The sequence below is a fragment of the Methanocorpusculum sp. GPch4 genome (assembly GCF_012062385.1).
Lineage (GTDB): Archaea > Halobacteriota > Methanomicrobia > Methanomicrobiales > Methanocorpusculaceae > Methanocorpusculum > Methanocorpusculum parvum.
Window position 1 is genome coordinate 14,360 of the sequence record NZ_SIJA01000087.1, and the last position, 15,732, is coordinate 30,091.

Annotated in this window: 18 protein-coding genes; 4 read left to right on the top strand and 14 right to left on the bottom strand. The window is 52.1% G+C overall.

The features are described 5' to 3' along the window. Positions 1 to 36 precede the first annotated feature (36 nt). Both hypF and EYA77_RS09550 read left to right on the top strand, forming a co-directional pair. On the top strand, positions 37 to 2,265 hold the full coding sequence (gene hypF / locus EYA77_RS09545) for a carbamoyltransferase HypF (RefSeq protein ID WP_167816548.1): 2,229 nt from the start codon (positions 37 to 39) through the stop codon (positions 2,263 to 2,265). Continuing rightward, positions 2,262 to 2,858 (top strand): hypothetical protein, encoded by a 597-nt coding sequence (locus EYA77_RS09550; protein WP_042697788.1) that lies wholly within the window; start codon positions 2,262 to 2,264, stop codon positions 2,856 to 2,858. Before hypF ends, EYA77_RS09550 begins: the two co-directional genes overlap by 4 nt. A 104-nt stretch (positions 2,859 to 2,962) precedes the next feature. Here EYA77_RS09550 and rpl12p read toward each other — a convergent pair whose 3' ends face one another. The 13 genes from rpl12p to EYA77_RS09615 all read right to left on the bottom strand — a co-directional run bounded on the left by rpl12p (position 2,963) and on the right by EYA77_RS09615 (position 12,682). Next, on the bottom strand, positions 2,963 to 3,274 hold the full coding sequence (rpl12p, locus tag EYA77_RS09555; RefSeq protein ID WP_042697785.1) for a 50S ribosomal protein P1: 312 nt from the start codon (positions 3,272 to 3,274) through the stop codon (positions 2,963 to 2,965). 23 nt (positions 3,275 to 3,297) lie between these two features. Further along, a complete protein-coding gene (locus EYA77_RS09560; protein WP_042697782.1) occupies positions 3,298 to 4,146 on the bottom strand; it encodes a 50S ribosomal protein L10 in 849 nt (282 codons plus the stop codon). Positions 4,147 to 4,148: 2 nt separating this feature from the next. Then, complete coding sequence (locus tag EYA77_RS09565) at positions 4,149 to 4,790, bottom strand: 50S ribosomal protein L1 (protein ID WP_042697779.1); 642 nt, start codon at positions 4,788 to 4,790, stop codon at positions 4,149 to 4,151. Between the two features lie 129 nt (positions 4,791 to 4,919). Next, complete coding sequence (locus EYA77_RS09570) at positions 4,920 to 5,393, bottom strand: 50S ribosomal protein L11 (RefSeq protein ID WP_042697777.1); 474 nt, start codon at positions 5,391 to 5,393, stop codon at positions 4,920 to 4,922. Between the two features lie 159 nt (positions 5,394 to 5,552). After that, complete coding sequence (locus EYA77_RS09575) at positions 5,553 to 6,029, bottom strand: transcription elongation factor Spt5 (protein ID WP_011833950.1); 477 nt, start codon at positions 6,027 to 6,029, stop codon at positions 5,553 to 5,555. Between the two features lie 2 nt (positions 6,030 to 6,031). Next, entirely contained in the window at positions 6,032 to 6,277 is a 246-nt protein-coding gene (locus tag EYA77_RS09935; protein ID WP_280841939.1) for a protein translocase SEC61 complex subunit gamma, read from the bottom strand. Positions 6,278 to 6,281: 4 nt separating this feature from the next. Continuing rightward, entirely contained in the window at positions 6,282 to 7,604 is a 1,323-nt protein-coding gene (gene ftsZ, locus EYA77_RS09585) for a cell division protein FtsZ (protein WP_081406635.1), read from the bottom strand. Beyond that, complete coding sequence (locus tag EYA77_RS09590) at positions 7,601 to 8,932, bottom strand: D-aminoacyl-tRNA deacylase (RefSeq protein ID WP_167816549.1); 1,332 nt, start codon at positions 8,930 to 8,932, stop codon at positions 7,601 to 7,603. The genes ftsZ and EYA77_RS09590 overlap by 4 nt, the downstream gene beginning before the upstream one ends. 1 nt (position 8,933) lies before the next feature. Then, positions 8,934 to 9,767 carry a heparan-alpha-glucosaminide N-acetyltransferase gene (locus EYA77_RS09595; protein ID WP_167816550.1) on the bottom strand — a complete coding sequence of 278 codons (834 nt, stop codon included), beginning with the start codon at positions 9,765 to 9,767 and terminating at the stop codon, positions 8,934 to 8,936. A gap of 46 nt (positions 9,768 to 9,813) precedes the next feature. Then, positions 9,814 to 10,641 (bottom strand): heparan-alpha-glucosaminide N-acetyltransferase, encoded by an 828-nt coding sequence (locus EYA77_RS09600; protein ID WP_245241246.1) that lies wholly within the window; start codon positions 10,639 to 10,641, stop codon positions 9,814 to 9,816. A 38-nt stretch (positions 10,642 to 10,679) separates the two neighbouring features. Beyond that, positions 10,680 to 11,468, bottom strand: coding sequence for a heparan-alpha-glucosaminide N-acetyltransferase (locus EYA77_RS09605; RefSeq protein ID WP_042697760.1), 789 nt, complete (start codon positions 11,466 to 11,468; stop codon positions 10,680 to 10,682). Between the two features lie 61 nt (positions 11,469 to 11,529). Beyond that, on the bottom strand, positions 11,530 to 12,495 hold the full coding sequence (gene cofG / locus EYA77_RS09610) for a 7,8-didemethyl-8-hydroxy-5-deazariboflavin synthase subunit CofG (protein WP_167816551.1): 966 nt from the start codon (positions 12,493 to 12,495) through the stop codon (positions 11,530 to 11,532). 1 nt (position 12,496) lies between these two features. Then, positions 12,497 to 12,682 (bottom strand): hypothetical protein, encoded by a 186-nt coding sequence (locus tag EYA77_RS09615; RefSeq protein WP_167816552.1) that lies wholly within the window; start codon positions 12,680 to 12,682, stop codon positions 12,497 to 12,499. Positions 12,683 to 12,742: 60 nt separating this feature from the next. Here EYA77_RS09615 and cls point away from each other — a divergent pair, with 60 nt between their 5' ends. Next, positions 12,743 to 14,242 carry a cardiolipin synthase gene (gene cls, locus EYA77_RS09620; RefSeq protein ID WP_245241247.1) on the top strand — a complete coding sequence of 500 codons (1,500 nt, stop codon included), beginning with the start codon at positions 12,743 to 12,745 and terminating at the stop codon, positions 14,240 to 14,242. Positions 14,243 to 14,289: 47 nt separating this feature from the next. Beyond that, positions 14,290 to 14,856 carry a hypothetical protein gene (locus tag EYA77_RS09625; protein WP_042697754.1) on the top strand — a complete coding sequence of 189 codons (567 nt, stop codon included), beginning with the start codon at positions 14,290 to 14,292 and terminating at the stop codon, positions 14,854 to 14,856. Positions 14,857 to 14,884: 28 nt separating this feature from the next. On the opposite strand, the gene EYA77_RS09630 is transcribed toward EYA77_RS09625, so the two are convergent. Next, positions 14,885 to 15,706: a PHP-associated domain-containing protein gene (locus tag EYA77_RS09630; RefSeq protein WP_042697752.1), complete on the bottom strand. Its 822-nt coding sequence runs from the start codon at positions 15,704 to 15,706 to the stop codon at positions 14,885 to 14,887. Between the last annotated feature and the right edge of the window lie 26 nt (positions 15,707 to 15,732).

The window sequence follows — 15,732 nt, forward strand, 5'->3', positions numbered from 1 at the left end:
TGTCTGTGATTCTATAATCCTTTTTGAGAGGGATTGATGAAGTCAGGTAAAATAATCCTGCGCGGAATCGTGCAGGGAGTGGGGTTCCGCCCGTTTGTCTATGCGCTGGCACAATGCTACGAAATGTGCGGAACGGTCATCAATCACGGAAGTGAAGTGGAGATCGATGCCGGCGGGGAAAATTTCGATGAGTTCTCCCGTGAAGTGGCAAAAGGGCCCAAGATGGCGGTCATCGATTCGGTATCGGTCCAACCTCTGCCTGACTGGATCCCGCCAAAAGGATTTTTTATTCTGAAAAGTCAGGACGGGGCGAGGACGGGATTTGTTCCGGCTGATATTGCGACCTGCGAAAACTGTCTGCACGATATTATGGACCCGGAAAGCAGATACTTCGGTTACTGGGCAACGTCATGTACCGACTGCGGACCAAGATACAGCATAATAAAATCCGTTCCCTACGACCGGGAACGAACAAGCATGGATGAATTTCCTGTATGCAAAGCATGTCTGAACGATTACGAAGACCCGGGAAACAGAAGACATCATGCCCAGACGATCGCCTGCACAGAATGCGGACCGAAACTTTCTCTCCTGAAAGGATCCGGAGAGCTTGTGCAGACGGCCGATCCGATAGCCGCCGCAGCAGAGCTGCTGGATGCGGGAAATATTGTTGCCGTCAGAGGGGTTGGGGGATTTCATATCTGCTGTGTTGAAAAAACGGCAGAACGCCTGAAACAAAATCTCGGACGGCCGAACCAGTCGCTCGCCGTGATGATGAAACCGGAAACGATTCGGGAGTTTGTGGTCGAACCGACAAAAGATGAGTGGGAACTTCTGAACGGACCTGTCCATCCAATCATGGTCCTTGACAAGCTTGATCCGGAGTCACATGGGTCCCTGTCGAGCCTGCATAATCTCGGGATCATGCTGCCGTACACCGGACTTCACCATCTGCTTTTTGCAAAACTCAGGTCCCCTCTTCTGGTAATGACGAGTGCGAATTCTCCGGGAACACCGATGATCACCGAAACGAAAACCATCATCGAAAAGATGGGGCGGGTCGCGGATTATATTCTCACCCACGGCCGGGAGATCGTGAACCGGTGCGATGATTCTGTCGTTCGGGACGGGTATCTGATTCGAATGTCACGGGGATTTGCCCCGCTCAGAACCAGAATGGATCTCGGGGACAGGCAGATCCTCGGGGTAGGCCCGGAACTGAACGCGAATGCAACGATCTATAAGGGCGGATTTCTGATAACTTCGCCGCATATCGGAAACATCAGAAACCCCCCGACCGTGGCATATTTAGAGGAGACGATCGAAAAACTGACCAGTCTTACCGGATCGGTTCCCGAAATCATTGCTCACGACCTCCATCCGCAATTCCTGAGCACGCGGGTCGCTCAGGAACTCGCCGAACGATACGGGGCAACCCTATGCCCGGTCCAGCATCACTGCGCACATATCGCCTCGGTGACCACCGGAGAGGTCGTGGGTATCGCGATCGACGGTGTCGGCTATGGGGACGATGCGACCATCTGGGGAGGGGAGATCCTTGCAGGATCGCCGGCAAACGGATACATCCGAACCGGCCATCTCGAACCGGTCATGATGCCCGGAGGGGACCTCGCAACAAAATTCCCGGAGAGAATGCTCTACGGCATTCTTCCAACAGAAGAGACCCTGGCACTTCTCCAAAGCAGAGGATGGAACGACACGGCTCTCAGGATCCTTTCCCAGCAGACAGCTAAGCGTTTCAATACTCCCGTCACGACCTCGACGGGCCGGGTTCTGGACGCAGCGGCGGCATTACTCGGGATCTGCCGGGAACGGACCTACGACGGCGAACCGTCAATGATGCTGGAAGCATATGCAGCACGAGGCGTTGCCCAGCCGATGGAGATCACTATCGAATCACGGGATGGGAGGGATGTTCTGTCGACCCCGGCCCTTTTACGCGAAGGAATGGAGATGATGAGCGAGGGGATCTGTGCAGAAGATATTGCAGCTTCGATACAAACCTCGCTCGCGAAAGGAATAGCAGAGCTGGCACTTGCAGGCGTGGAAAAAACCGGGATACGCAAAGCAGCGCTCTCCGGAGGGGTCGCGATCAACCGCCAGATCAGGGAGACGATCATTTTGACCCTGCGTGAATCGGGCGTTTCATGCCTGACAAATCCCCGCTATCCGTTAGGTGACGGATGTATCTCCTGCGGACAGGTAATCACCGCCGGAATCCTCGCAAAAGAGGGACGCATATGACGTCATGCAGATTACATGACTCATGGACAGCAATCGAACTGCGGATCACCCATCAGATCCAGTTTTATAATTTTCTCGACCCGGCGCCGAATGATGAAAAGGAGATCAATCAGGCAACAGAAACATATATCATGGACTCCCTTGAGGACATGCCGAATGATAAACGCAGTTCTGCCAAGATCATTTTATATCTGGAACGGACACTTTACGATGATGAGGAGATCCGGGCCGATATGGAACAGGCGATCCATTCGCATTTTGCTCTGAGGCACTGCTCGGAAAACCAGAAATATAAGCTTTCGATGAGCAAAGGAAGACGATACCTCCTCCGCGGTCTGATATTTCTGGTGATATGCCTTATCCTCAGCAGTATTATTACAAGCACCTACGACCAAAATGACATACTGTATGCTATCGGACAGAGTTTTGTGGTGATCGGCTGGGTCGCTCTCTGGAAACCGGTGGAGTTCTATCTCTATGACCGGCGCGATATTTTAGATGAGATTAACATACTCACGCAGCTGGAGACGATTCCTGTGGAGACACGCAGATGGAATAAAAATCTTGAGAATGAAACTCTCATACTGATGTAGAACGTTTCTGACACCTTTTTTTCATAAACCCATCGGTTGCTAAAAAACACCGGAACAAACGATAAAGGATCGGCTCGATACTGCCGGATTAATAAAAAAAAGATTTAGCCGAAGAGGGCGCCAAGGCCTGCCATGGCGTTCTCTTCTTCTTCTTCCTTGCTCTCTTCGGGCTCTGCTGCCTCTTCTGCTGCTGCTGCTGCGCCTGCTGCTGCCGGTGCTGCTGCAACTGCTACGGGTGCTGCTGCTGCCTTGGAGATTGCTTCCTCAATGTCAACACCTTCAAGTGCTGCAATTAATGCTTTGACACGGGAGTCGTCGACTGCGATACCTGCGGCAGAGAGAACTGCCTTTACCGATTCTTCATCCACAGTCTTAGCTGCGGAGTGAACTAACAGAGCTGCGTATATATACTCCATTTTGATTTCACCTTTGTATTTGTTTAAATTGCCTTCAGGGCGTTTGCTTGTCTGTATGCCTTGCTGATGATCAGCTCGATGACACCCTTCTCATAGATGGATGCTTCTACACCGAGGTTTCTTGCCTCACGGACGGCCTTCGCGATCTGAGCTTCAGTAACTCCGGCACATGCCGTTGGAACTGCTGCGTTGACTGCGAGGTTGAATGCCTGCTGTGCTGCGAGAGTGATCTTTGCCTTGTATGCCTCGTCGTCTACTGAGAGGACGTCCGGCAGATACATATCTCCCTCGTAACATACTGCGAGGAGGGAGAGACCGACCGGCATTGGTTTGATACCAAGCTTGGAAAGTACGTCGGCCTGTTTTTTGTTGATAGCCTGACCGGCCTTAACAACGGTCTTGGTCTCTTTGATCTTGACCTTACCGCCGTCGATGGCTGCCGGGATACCAGCCTGCTGGAGTTCTCCTACGATCGGTCCGGGCTTAAAGGTAGTTGGTCCTGCCGGAACAACAATGTCTTCAGGAGTGATCTCGCCTGCTTTGGCGGAGCGTTTTGTCTTTGTCTGCTCAAGGGACTTGAACAGTTTGAACGGGTTGCCGTTCGCAAAGATCAGCGCCGAGTGCTCGGAAACCTTCTCGTTCAGATCAACGAAGTGACCGCCGAGTTCATTCAGGGAATGCTCGACAAGAGTGTTTCTTGCAACCTTCACAACTGCATTGCTGCGCAGATTTCTGCGGATCTGCTGGAACTGTCTTGCGGGAATACCGTAGACATCAACTAAGCCGACGAGTGTATACTTGCCGGCGAGATCTTTGATCTGCTCAACTTCTTCACGTTTCCATGCCGGAAGATGGTGGGTATAAATTGCCATACTTACATCACCTTCACTGCTGGACCCATCGTGGTTTTGACGTAGACGGAACGGATGTTTAACTCTCCGCTTTCAAGTCTTCCTACAACCCTCTTTACGACGGCGTCAATATTTTCTGAAACTTCCTCAACGGTCATGCCGGTGTTGCCGACTTTGACAGACATATTGAGTCTGTCTTTTGACCGGATCTTGACGGAGTTTCTCAGACGCTCGACGATCGGAGTGATGTCCTGGGTCGGCGGGATCGGCTGCGGCATTTTGCCGCGGGGACCGAGTCTCTGACCAAGCCAGCGACCAACAAGGGGCATGACCGCGGTCTCTGCAAGGAAGAAGTCATATTGTCCGGCCATTTTGCGTGCTTCACGCGGAACGCCGCCCAGACGCTCGATCTCGTCAGGGCCGATAATTAAATCGACACCGGCGTTACGTGCCTGGGACACAATATCTCCCTTACCAAGAACGGCGATCTTTTTGACGCCTATTGCCTGTGGCAGAAGAATCGTCTCATCAATACGGTTTTTAGGCTGGGCCATGTCAACGTGTTTCAGGTTGATAGTGATATCAATACTTTCCTGGAACTTACGCTCGGGGGCCTGCTTGAGTGCTGCCGTAACAGCTGTTATAATTTGGGTTCTTTCAACCATTTGATGAAGCCTCCCATAGTTCTTCGACTGGAGTGTTCCCCAATCTCCTATGGTTTTGTTCTCTACTACTGTACATTTTTTTACGTGGGAAATCCACGTACCCGTTTGAAGCGGCGCGAACTAACTCACTTACGCGAGCTGTTCGTCCCACTCGCCTGCATTGACGGCGGCAATTGCCTGTTTGGCAGTTTTGCCTTCGACGGTTACACCAACGGAAACGCAGGTGCCCATAACTTCCTTTACGGCCGTTTTCAGGTCGTAAGAGAGCATGGATTCCATCTTCATCTTTGCAATGCGAATGACAGCTTCAAGCGGCAGATTACCAACTGCCTGAGTGTTCGGAGTGCCGGAACCCTTTTCGACGCCCGCTTCTTTCATTACAAGAGCGGTTGTCGGAGGAATACCGACTGTTAACGTGACGTTCTTTTTGTCATCGACCATTACCGTTACCGGAACAGACATGCCATTGAACTCAGCGGTCTTTTTGTTGATATCATCAACGACTGCTTTTACGTTGATCCCAAGGGGACCCAGTGCCGGACCGAGTGGCGGTCCTGCAGTTGCTCTACCGCCGGGTACCAGTACCTCGACAGTTTCTGCCATTGTATCACCGTATGTTGGCACATACCCGAAGGTAGCCCAACATTGGTTCACTAAGGTCGACCTCTGAGAACATAAATCTACTGGATAGATAGGCCGAAAAAAACAGATGGATGGGAGAATGGATCAGGATTTTCTGCATCCTCGCAGAAAAATCCGGGTTCAATCCTGATTACGATCGATCACACGGACATTATCGCCGCGAATGGTGATCGGGATCGGGACGATCGATTCGTAAAGTTCAACGGTGATCTCTTCTTTGGTGTGGTCAACGCGCTTGACCACTGCCTTCTCACCCTTGAACGGACCGGCGATCAGTTCCACGATAGTTCCCTCGTCGATGCCGGAAACTGCCGGCTTTGGAACGAGGAAATGTTTGATCTCTTCCAGAGATGTTTCATTCTTCAAAACAATTCTGGCATGAGCGATCGATTCGACAAGCTCTTCGATCCTGGCATGCTCTTCAGGGCTTTCCACGAAGACATAGCCTTTGATATCTTCCGGTACGACTACTGCTGTGACGACGACGTCCGTCATATTGTTCTCGATAGCCTCACGGATGTTGTCTGCAACGGTCCGCTCGTGCTTGGAGGTCGTCTTTAAGATATAGTAGTGATTGCCAAACTTTGATTCTGTCATAGTTATGGAAGGAGATATTCAAATATCAGATATATCAGGAACCCAAGGACGCCGATAAGTGCGATACCCACGGCGGCGACGGCGGAGATCTTCCAGAACTCCTCTTTTGTGGGCCTGCGTGCAAGTTTCAGAACACGAAGGTATTTTCTGAAGAATTCTGAAACACTTGCTTTCGTGATCACCGGCTTCTTAATATGAATGGTGGGAAGTGCCTTTTTTTCATCGGTATTTTTCTCGTTTTTAACCATGTATTCACCTCAGGAAGTCGATCTCAAACTTTGAGCGCTGGACCTGACTAGATTGTGATGCCCTAGATATTTGTTCCTGCTTACCATAAATCTGTGGTGACTGAACACCGGTAACGATGATCATGGTACGCATGCGGCCTTCCATCTTCGGGTCGACCTGGACACCCCAGATGATGCGTGCTGCAGGATCGATCCTCTGATAGACTTCCTGGACAACACCTTCCGCTTCCACCATCGTCATATCGGGTCCGCCGATAACGTTGATGAGAGCAGCCGTCGCGCCGGTGATATCCACATCGAGGAGCGGGGAACGGAGAGCTTTTTTGATCGAATCGGTCGCTTTGTCCTCACTGTCAGAGTCGCCGACACCGATCATCGCGATGCCGCCCTGTTCCATAACGGTCCGGACATCGGCGAAGTCGAGGTTCACGAGACCAGGCAGCGTGATAAGTTCGGTGATACCTTTCACGGCACGCATTAGGACTTCATCGGAGACTTTGAATGCCTGGGCGAGCGGAAGGCGCGGCACAACTTCGAGGATACGGTCGTTCGGGATCACGATAACCGTGTCGGCAACTTCCCGGAGACGCTCGAGACCGATCTCGGCGTTTTCCATCCTGGTCGCACTTTCACTCGTAAAAGGCAGAGTAACGATCGCGATCGTCAAAGCGCCGATCTCTTTTGCGACTTTGGCAACGACGGGAGCGGAACCGGTACCGGTGCCGCCTCCAAGACCCGCGGTCACGAAGACCATATTGCTGCCGGCAAGCGCCTGGCGGATAACATCCTCGCTTTCAACGGCAGCCTCTTCACCGCGCTGGGGGATCGCGCCGGCGCCGAGACCTTTGGTGGTCTGCCGGCCGATAAGGATACGGCGGCCGACTTTTCCGCGAAGCATAGAGAGATGCTGGGCATCGGTGTTGAGTGCATAGATCTCGGCACCCTCAACCCCTTCCTCATAAACGCGGGCAACGGTGTTGGACCCTCCGCCTCCGCAGCCGATCACCGTGATCTTTGTCCGGAGAGCAGCTAAGATGTCGTCGAACTCTTCGTCATCGTCGGTCGGTGTTGTCTTGGCAGCGGTAAAACTGTACTGGCTGGAGTAGTCTACCTCGGGTTTTGGCTGCTCCTTCTTTACAGCCGGAGCCGGAGTCTGGACCGGAGCTGCCGCCTGGGCCGGTGCCGGCGTCTGCGGACGGGCAGAGTAGGTTTTTGCACCGAGCTCAGCCTCGGTTTCCGCATCATAAATTGCGGAGACCGGTGTATCGTCGCGTGCAACGTCTTCGAACCGTTTGCGTGATAATGCTTCTTCTACAATTGATCTCATGAGTAATTCTCCAATCCCGGTATTTTGATGGATTTCCTGACCACTTTCGTGACCATATCCGGCGTGATCGTTCTGCCGTCGGGAAGATCCACAGATGATCCGGCGGCGAGCTGCCCGTACAGCGGACCTGACGGGACCCCAAGCGTGCGCGCGATACCGGGGTCAAACTGCCGGCGGGTTATCGTGATTTGATCACCTTCCACCAAACTATCCTGTGTACGTGTTATTTGTTGAACGGATAAGACTATTAAATCACCTGATACCTGACGCCTGTTTTTTGCAGATGTCAGCAGAGTCGGCATAATCCTGCCGCCTTTTCCTGTCGTGTGAAAAATATTCCCCATTTTCTCCAGCTCAGCCATAAAGAGCTCTTCATACCCGAGAAATGCTGCAGAAAACAGATCCGGAGGCATCTCGATCACCGAAGGTTCTTCGTCCAAAATCCTGCCGTGCGGAAAGATTTTCAGATCCTGACCTGTTTTTGCGGCCAGATCGCGATACGCGAGCCAGGTCCCAAACGACATCTCATTGATTTTTCGCAGGTCGCCTTCGGTGATCTCCTCAAGACCAAGATCGGCGAGGATCCCGTCAATATGCGCTAACTCCTGCTTTGAAAGAGCTTTACGGTCGATATGCGCGGCCGCGGCCCCGCCGGATTTTGCGATCATCTGGGATACCATCTCCTTTGACACGGAACCTGCATCCCGGGTGTGCATCATATGGCCGAATGCCCCTTTCGTCTCGAGACAGATCGCCGTCTGCCTGGCTGCATAATGGGTCCCGCCAAACCCGATAAGCGCCAATGCTTCCGGCGAAGGCTGAGCATACAAAACACTTTTAGCCGCAGCCGTACATGCGGAAACATCGTTCCACTCCTTTTCGGTACTGCCCACCTCGACAAAGAAGAACGGAACCGGAAGATCCGTCGGTCCGTGATGAGTGATCTCATAAGAGACCCGGTAACCTTCCGGAGCGAACATTGCATGATTCTGCAGAACCGCCTTCATCCAGGCCGGACTCGTCAGACCAAGCTCCATATGCCGGCCGCCAAGTCCGGCGACGCCGAAGTTTCCTGCCGGATGGACCGTCAGGACCGGAACCGGGTTCACACTTGAGTGACGGGAAACAACGATGATAAGATCAGCGTTGGGATTCACCGCGGATCTTTCCGCGTGAATGATCCGGCCGGGAACAGTGTGAAACGTCACCTCGTTTCCATTGAAAAGAGGGAACCCTCCCTTTGGCGGATTTTTCAGAAGGTCATCGACAGCAGCCCGGATATTTCGTCCCGCCGGATCGGAATCAGAGTTCACTATGTCAATGATCATACTACAAATATCCGATCCCCGTCAGGGAAGAGAAGATCCACAAAATAACAAATATCACCGGAACATGGACGAGATAAATGAACAGCGTCACCATCCCGTTTCCAAGCTTTGCAAGACCGGTCCCGACCGGCCCGGGTTCCCGAAGGGAAAAACCCCGGCGTCCGTGAGGATAGAAAACATTCCCCAGACCCACTCCCAGAAGAAGTACGCCAAACCAGGGAAACAGCGGGAAGTAATCCTGCGTATACTGCATAAAATCCTCTGCATGGATGCCCAGAGGATAGAGCCAGGACGGATCATTGATATACGGAAAAATGAACGCGCCGACCGCGATGATGATCATGCCGATGATGATGTTCCATTTTCCGTATCTCAAGAGAGGGATCGCAAGAAGCATGGAAACCCCGAGCATATGGAGAAAACCGAACTTGATAAATGCCTCGCTCCCAAGAAAGACAGAGGCGCCGATCCAGCTCGCGATCGTGATGCAAAAACCGAGAGCCAAAAGAAACAGGGCTTTGACGACCAGAGCGCCGTAATACTCTTTTGTGGTTTTTCCCCTCATCCGTTCATGCCGAAGGATCATCGCCATGCCTGCAATGAGAACGAAAATGCCGGACCCGAACATATACGTGTTATAATAGGCAAGGAACCGGGGATCCTCGGTGATGATGTGAAACATCACAAGACACGCAAGTAAGTGGTAAAAGAGCATCCCCAAAATGGCAATACCGCGAACGGCGTCCACCTCCCAGTACCGCTCGCTCTGCGGAGCGCCTGACCCGCCGGGCATTACCCGGAGAGAGTCGTCGTTTTCCAGTATTTCACCACCCATTGTTCCATTCCTATTGGTTGTGTGCATCTAAGTACTTTATGAACAGCTAAACATACCCGATCCCGGTCGTGATGCTGAGCAGCCACAGGATAACAAAAAAGACCGGCATGTGAACGAGATAAATGATCAGCGTGATCTTGCCGTATCCCATCTTCGCGAAAAATCTGCCGAGGATCCCGGGCTGTCTGACGGAAAACGATCTGACGCCTTTTGGATAGAAGATGTTTCCAAGACCCACCCCTAAGAGAATGAACCCGCTCCACGGAAAGATCGGGAAGTAGTCAGGCGTGTGATCCATAAAATCGGCGCCATGGATCCCGAGAGGATAAAGCCACCCGGGATCCTGGATCCCTGGAATGATGAACACCCCGATAAGGATGATCAGGATGCCGAATAAGATGTTCCATTTCCCAAACCTCAGGAGAGGGATCGCGATCAGCATCGAAATACTCAGCATATGGAGGAATCCGAACTTGATGAAGACATCGTTGTTATAGATAACGACCGAAGCAAGCCATGTCAGCGCCGTGATACACATCGCGATAAAAAACAGGACCAAAGCCTTTTTCGCGATCTCGCGGTAATAAGACCCCATCGGCTTTCCAAGCATGCGGTTATACCGGAGAACGATCGCCACGCCGGCGATCAGAATAAAGGCCGCCGAGACGATCACGATCGGGCTGTAATAAAAGAGAAACTCTTTGGTCTCCTCCAGGATGTGAAACATCACGAGGATCGCGAGAAAATGAAAGTAGAGCATCCCGAAAAGGGCAAGACCGCGGATGGCGTCGATCTCCCAGTATCGTTCACTTTTCACCCGCGGGGGAGAACCCGGAGTGCCGCACTGCTCTTCATTTCTCATTGTTTCAGGCATGTATGCGCTTTTTGGATAAGTAGTTTGTCAGCAGGGATTCAGAGATGACCGATCGGAAAACCGAGCAGACCGGAAACTACGACGATCACGAGGATCACAGCGCCGATCAAAGGTATGTGGGCGAGGTAGATCTCCAGAGGATATCGGCCGATGAAGGCAAGCGCCTGACTGATCTTTCCCGCTTCGGGGAAAGCATATCTGCGGATCCCTTTTGGATACAGAAGAGCTCCGATGCATACGCCAAGCAGCATAACGCCGACCCAGGGAAAGATAGGGAAATAATCACGCGGAACAAAATCCGGCGGCAGGATCCCGAAAACCATCAGCCATGCCGGTCCTTTGATCTTTTCAAGACCGATCCCAAGCAGGATGAAAAATACCGCAGGAATCAGATTCCATTTGCCGAGCCGCAAAAACGGGATACATATGATCATCGAAAGACCCATCATCTGCAGAAAATTGAAGTACATGTACCTTGCGTCGTTGATGAACAGCAGGATCAAAAGAGAGGCAACGACAGAGACGCCTACGCCGATCAGAAATATCTCGACACCGCGTTTCAGGATGGCGAAATGATAAGCACGTCGCGGCCGGCCGGCCATTCGTCCGTGACGAAGGACAAGGGCCGCTCCGGATATGATGACAAACACGCTTGTCCCGAGAGGCAGATAGACATAGAGTCCTAACCACACCTCCGTATCAATGATGTGAAAGACACCCAGAAGAAAAACGGTGTGGAGAATGATCATCGCCAGAAGCGCAAAACCGCGTATCGCATCGATCTCCCAGTACCGTTCCTTCACCGGGGCGGGACAGACGTCATCCATGTGCATCACTATAGGTCGGGGGAGATAAAGAAGGTCGGCATGGAAATGATCCGGGGAGGGATCAGTACACCTTCTTTGCCAGTTCGCTCACGAGCCCGAAAAGTTCCGGCGCCACCCACGCGGGATCACAGTATTTCTCATAAATGCAGAGCCGTTCTCTGAGTTCATATCCGCGGGCGGTCTCTTTGAGCGCATCCAGAGCCGGCCAGGGATGCTCCGGATTGATGTAATCGATCGTCACCGGAGAAACACCGCCAAGATCCGTCACCCCGAGATCGAGGAGAAGAGAAGCGTCGGCAAGATTCGGCGGGATCTGGATCGAGACGTCTGATGGCAGGATCTCTTTTGCAAGCCGGATGGTATCCGCGATCACCTCGGTCGAAGCGCCGGGGCAGGACGCCATCTCGGTTCCCGGTTTTGGACAGAAGTTCTGGACGATCACTTCCTGGATGTGCCCGTATCTTTTATGCAGATCACGGATGACTTCGAGAGACTCGATCCGGTCGTCCCGTGTCTCGCCGATCCCAAGGAGCAGTCCGGTCGTGAACGGGATCTTCAGTCTGCCGGCATTTTCCATCATCTCGATCCTGACGGCCGGATCTTTTCCCGGACTGTGGGCATGGGCAGGGATCGCGGCGGTGGTTTCAAGCATCAGACCCATGCTCGCGTTCACGGGCCGGAGCTCCTCCAGCTCTTCATAGGTAAGGATGCCGGCATTCGTGTGAGGCAAAATCCCAAGCGATATGGCATAGCGGCTCATGTCCTTACAGTAGGAAAGAATATCCGGGTATCCCATCCTGTTGATGTATGCGGTGAACCCGGCTTCCCGTTCGGGGCGTTCGCCGAACGTAAAGAGGGCTTCGGTGCAGGAAAACGCGGCTCCCCGTTCCAGCGTGGAGATGACCTCCTCTTTTGGCATAACACATCCGTCCGCCACACGGGATTTGAACGAACAGTATCCGCAGGCATTTGCGCAGACATTGGTCAGCGGGAGAAACACATTGCGGGAAAACGTAATGACCGGCATATCACACAACCTCATTTTCAAAACGGCGTCCGATGAAGATGCAAGCGAGTGAAAGGATCAGGCATACGCCGGCGACTAAATAAAAAACACCGGCATTGCCGATCAAAAGTCCGGCAACTGCCGAGACGACCGAAGCAACCAGGAGCCCTTTTCCCCAGTACTCGAAGAGCATTCTGTAAGACACCACAATATAGTATCATTCGAGGTGTAGATACATCAACTTTTATCATCCGCAAAGCGCATATTCATGTATCTTATGCTTGATCTGGTATCCGTAATCATCGAAGAGTTTCTCTGGTTTCTGCAGCTGATCGTTGTGCTGCTGGACATCGGCGCATGTATCACGGTGATATTTCTGGAAAGACGGAGCCCCCAGACGGCACTGACCTGGGTCCTGGTCATGATCTTTCTCCCGTTTCTGGGATTATTTCTGTACCTGTTCTTCGGCAGACACCTCTACGGATCGCGTATCTTCAGCAAAAAGACCAAAGCCGATCTGATGCTGGCGGCTCAGGCTGAGGAACAGTTTCAAAAGATCACGGAGAACGCACTGGAACTTGCCCCAAGCATCTCACGGTTCGACAGCACGATCGCACTCCTTCTCAGTCTGGACAAGGCGGTCCTGACAAGAAATAATGAACTCACCCTCTACACCGACGGAGAGATGAAGTTCGCCGCCTTCAAAGAAGCAGTGGCGGGAGCAAAACATCACATCCACCTGGAGTATTTCATCATCCGGGATGATGAGCTTGGAGATGAGATCATACAGCTTCTCGCAGAAAAAGCAGCAGAAGGGGTCGAAGTCAGAGCGATCTTCGATGCCGCCGGGACGTTTTCCGTGAAGGATGAGTTCTTTGCTCCGCTGAAAAAGGCAGGCGGGGATGTGCGGATCTTTTTCCCGCTCAAGGTTTCATTTCTGAATACCCGGCTGCATTTCAGGAACCACCGAAAGATCCTGGTGGTCGACGGGGTGACCGGATTTATCGGCGGGTTCAATATCGGGGATGAGTATCTGGGGAAAGGACCGATGGGATACTGGCGGGACACTCATCTGCGTCTTCACGGAAAAGCCGTCGTTGCATTGCAGACCAGGTTCATTATGGACTGGAACTATGCGGCAAAGGATGCCCAGATATCAGTGGAAGACAGGGACTGTCCGTACTATCCCGAGGACGGGTTTTTAGATGTTACGGGGCATTCCTATGTCCAGATCGCCTCTTCCGGACCGGATTCTGCGGAAAAAGCCATCTATTCCGGGTACATGAGTCTGATCGGCCATGCGAAGGAGTCGATCTATATCCACACGCCGTATTTCATTCCGGATGAACCGATGCTTACCGGTCTTGTGCTTGCTGCACGCTCAGGGATCGATGTGCGGATCGTTATCCCCTGCAAACCCGATCATCCGTTTGTGTACTGGGCGAATCATTCGTATCTGGGGGATCTGCTGGCGGCAGGCGTGCGGGGTTATATCTACAATGACGGATTCATCCACAGTAAAGCCGGGATCTTCGACGGGATAAGTACAACCATAGGTACAGCCAACTGGGATATCCGCAGTTTCAAACTGAACTTTGAAACGAACGCGTTCGTCTATGATATCGAGTTTGGAAAACGAATGAACCGGATCTTTCTTGAGGAGCTGGAGACGAACTGTACGGAGATCATGCTGGAAGAGTACAATCTGCGATCAACATCCGTGAGGATAAAAGAGGGAATTTCGCGGCTGTTTTCTGCTCTGCTGTGAGGAGTTTCAATAATCTATTTATAGCGAAGAGAACCAGTAGAAAACATATGAAAAAAATCTGGTATGTTTTTGGTATGCTCATCGTCCTGACAGGGATAATCCTGTCGGCCGGGTGCATCTCAACACCCTCTGATACACCCACACCCGTCACTTCGGTACCGACCACGACGCCTACGCCTGTTCCGACACCGGCCGAAGTCATGCAGGGTCAGGAACTGACTGTCACCGATACCGGCAAAACGATCTCGATACGTATCATACAGAAAAAATTCGGCAGTGAAGTTGAAGAGATCCTGAAAAAAGGCTCAGCCGCAAATCCAAAACCGGCTCCGGGACAGTATGCAGTGATGCTGAAGATCTCCGAGACTTATGAAAGCGGAGACGAAGCCGCAAAAGTCGTTGCTCCGTATCATTATGAGATTTATGTAAACGGGATCGGCTATCCTGCCGTATCAGCCGCCCTTCCAAACGGTTATACGCCGCTTTCGACGACCAACATTCTGAAATATGCAAAGATCGAGGGATGGCTCACATATATCATCCCTCAGGGCGACGCAAAACTTGCCTACGAAGTAAAAGATGAACCGCTCGGATTTATCAGAATAAATTACTGATCTTCCACATTTCTTTTTTTATCAGGAATTAAGATCTCATCCGCATCCAGCTCTGCCGTGCGTGGATCCTCATCGCCGGCGCCACATACGGGATATATCCCGGCGTCATGCATGCTCCCATCAGCAGATTCTGCCCGGATGAACGGTTTACCCCGCACACACCCGTTCTTTTCCCTCGGACCTCCTCCAAAAACTCGACCGGCGTCTGATTTTCACAGCCGACCGAAACCGCCCGTCCCACTTCCCAGAGAACATGGGCATCCGATCCGCCCGTCATGCACGCACCGTTCTTTTCCGCATACTGCTCGGCCCGCATATTCAGCCGCATCGACATCCCGCTGCATATCACTTCAAGTCCGTCAAGCTCTCCCGCGACCGCGGGATCGATGACTCCCACGTCTACTCCTTTCATCACGCCTCTCACGCTTACTCCATACCCGTAAGGATGAGCAGACACGACAAATCCTCCTGCATTTTTTGCGCCGGAGATGACATCCTCGGTTAAAATGTCCACTGCCATGTGCGGACATTTGCCCCGGTGATACTGGATCGAGGAGGAGTAATACGAGGCAAGATCACGGTAGGTATCGAAATACACCAGAATGTGCGGACCTTCGAGAGCGGAGACCTCGATTCCCGGAATGATGTTTTCAGAATGATCAAGCGCCTCCTTTACCCCGGAGATCACATTATGATCCGTTATTGCGGCGGACAGGCCGTGTTTATTGAGATATTTTGCCAGTGTTTTCGGGGTTGTCCGTCCGTCTGACGCGGTCGAATGGACATGCATATCGAATCCTTTATTTTCATCGTCCTTTACAAAAGGGATATACTGAACACTGTTTTGCATCTGTCTTTAGTATATTGGAGCGCGGA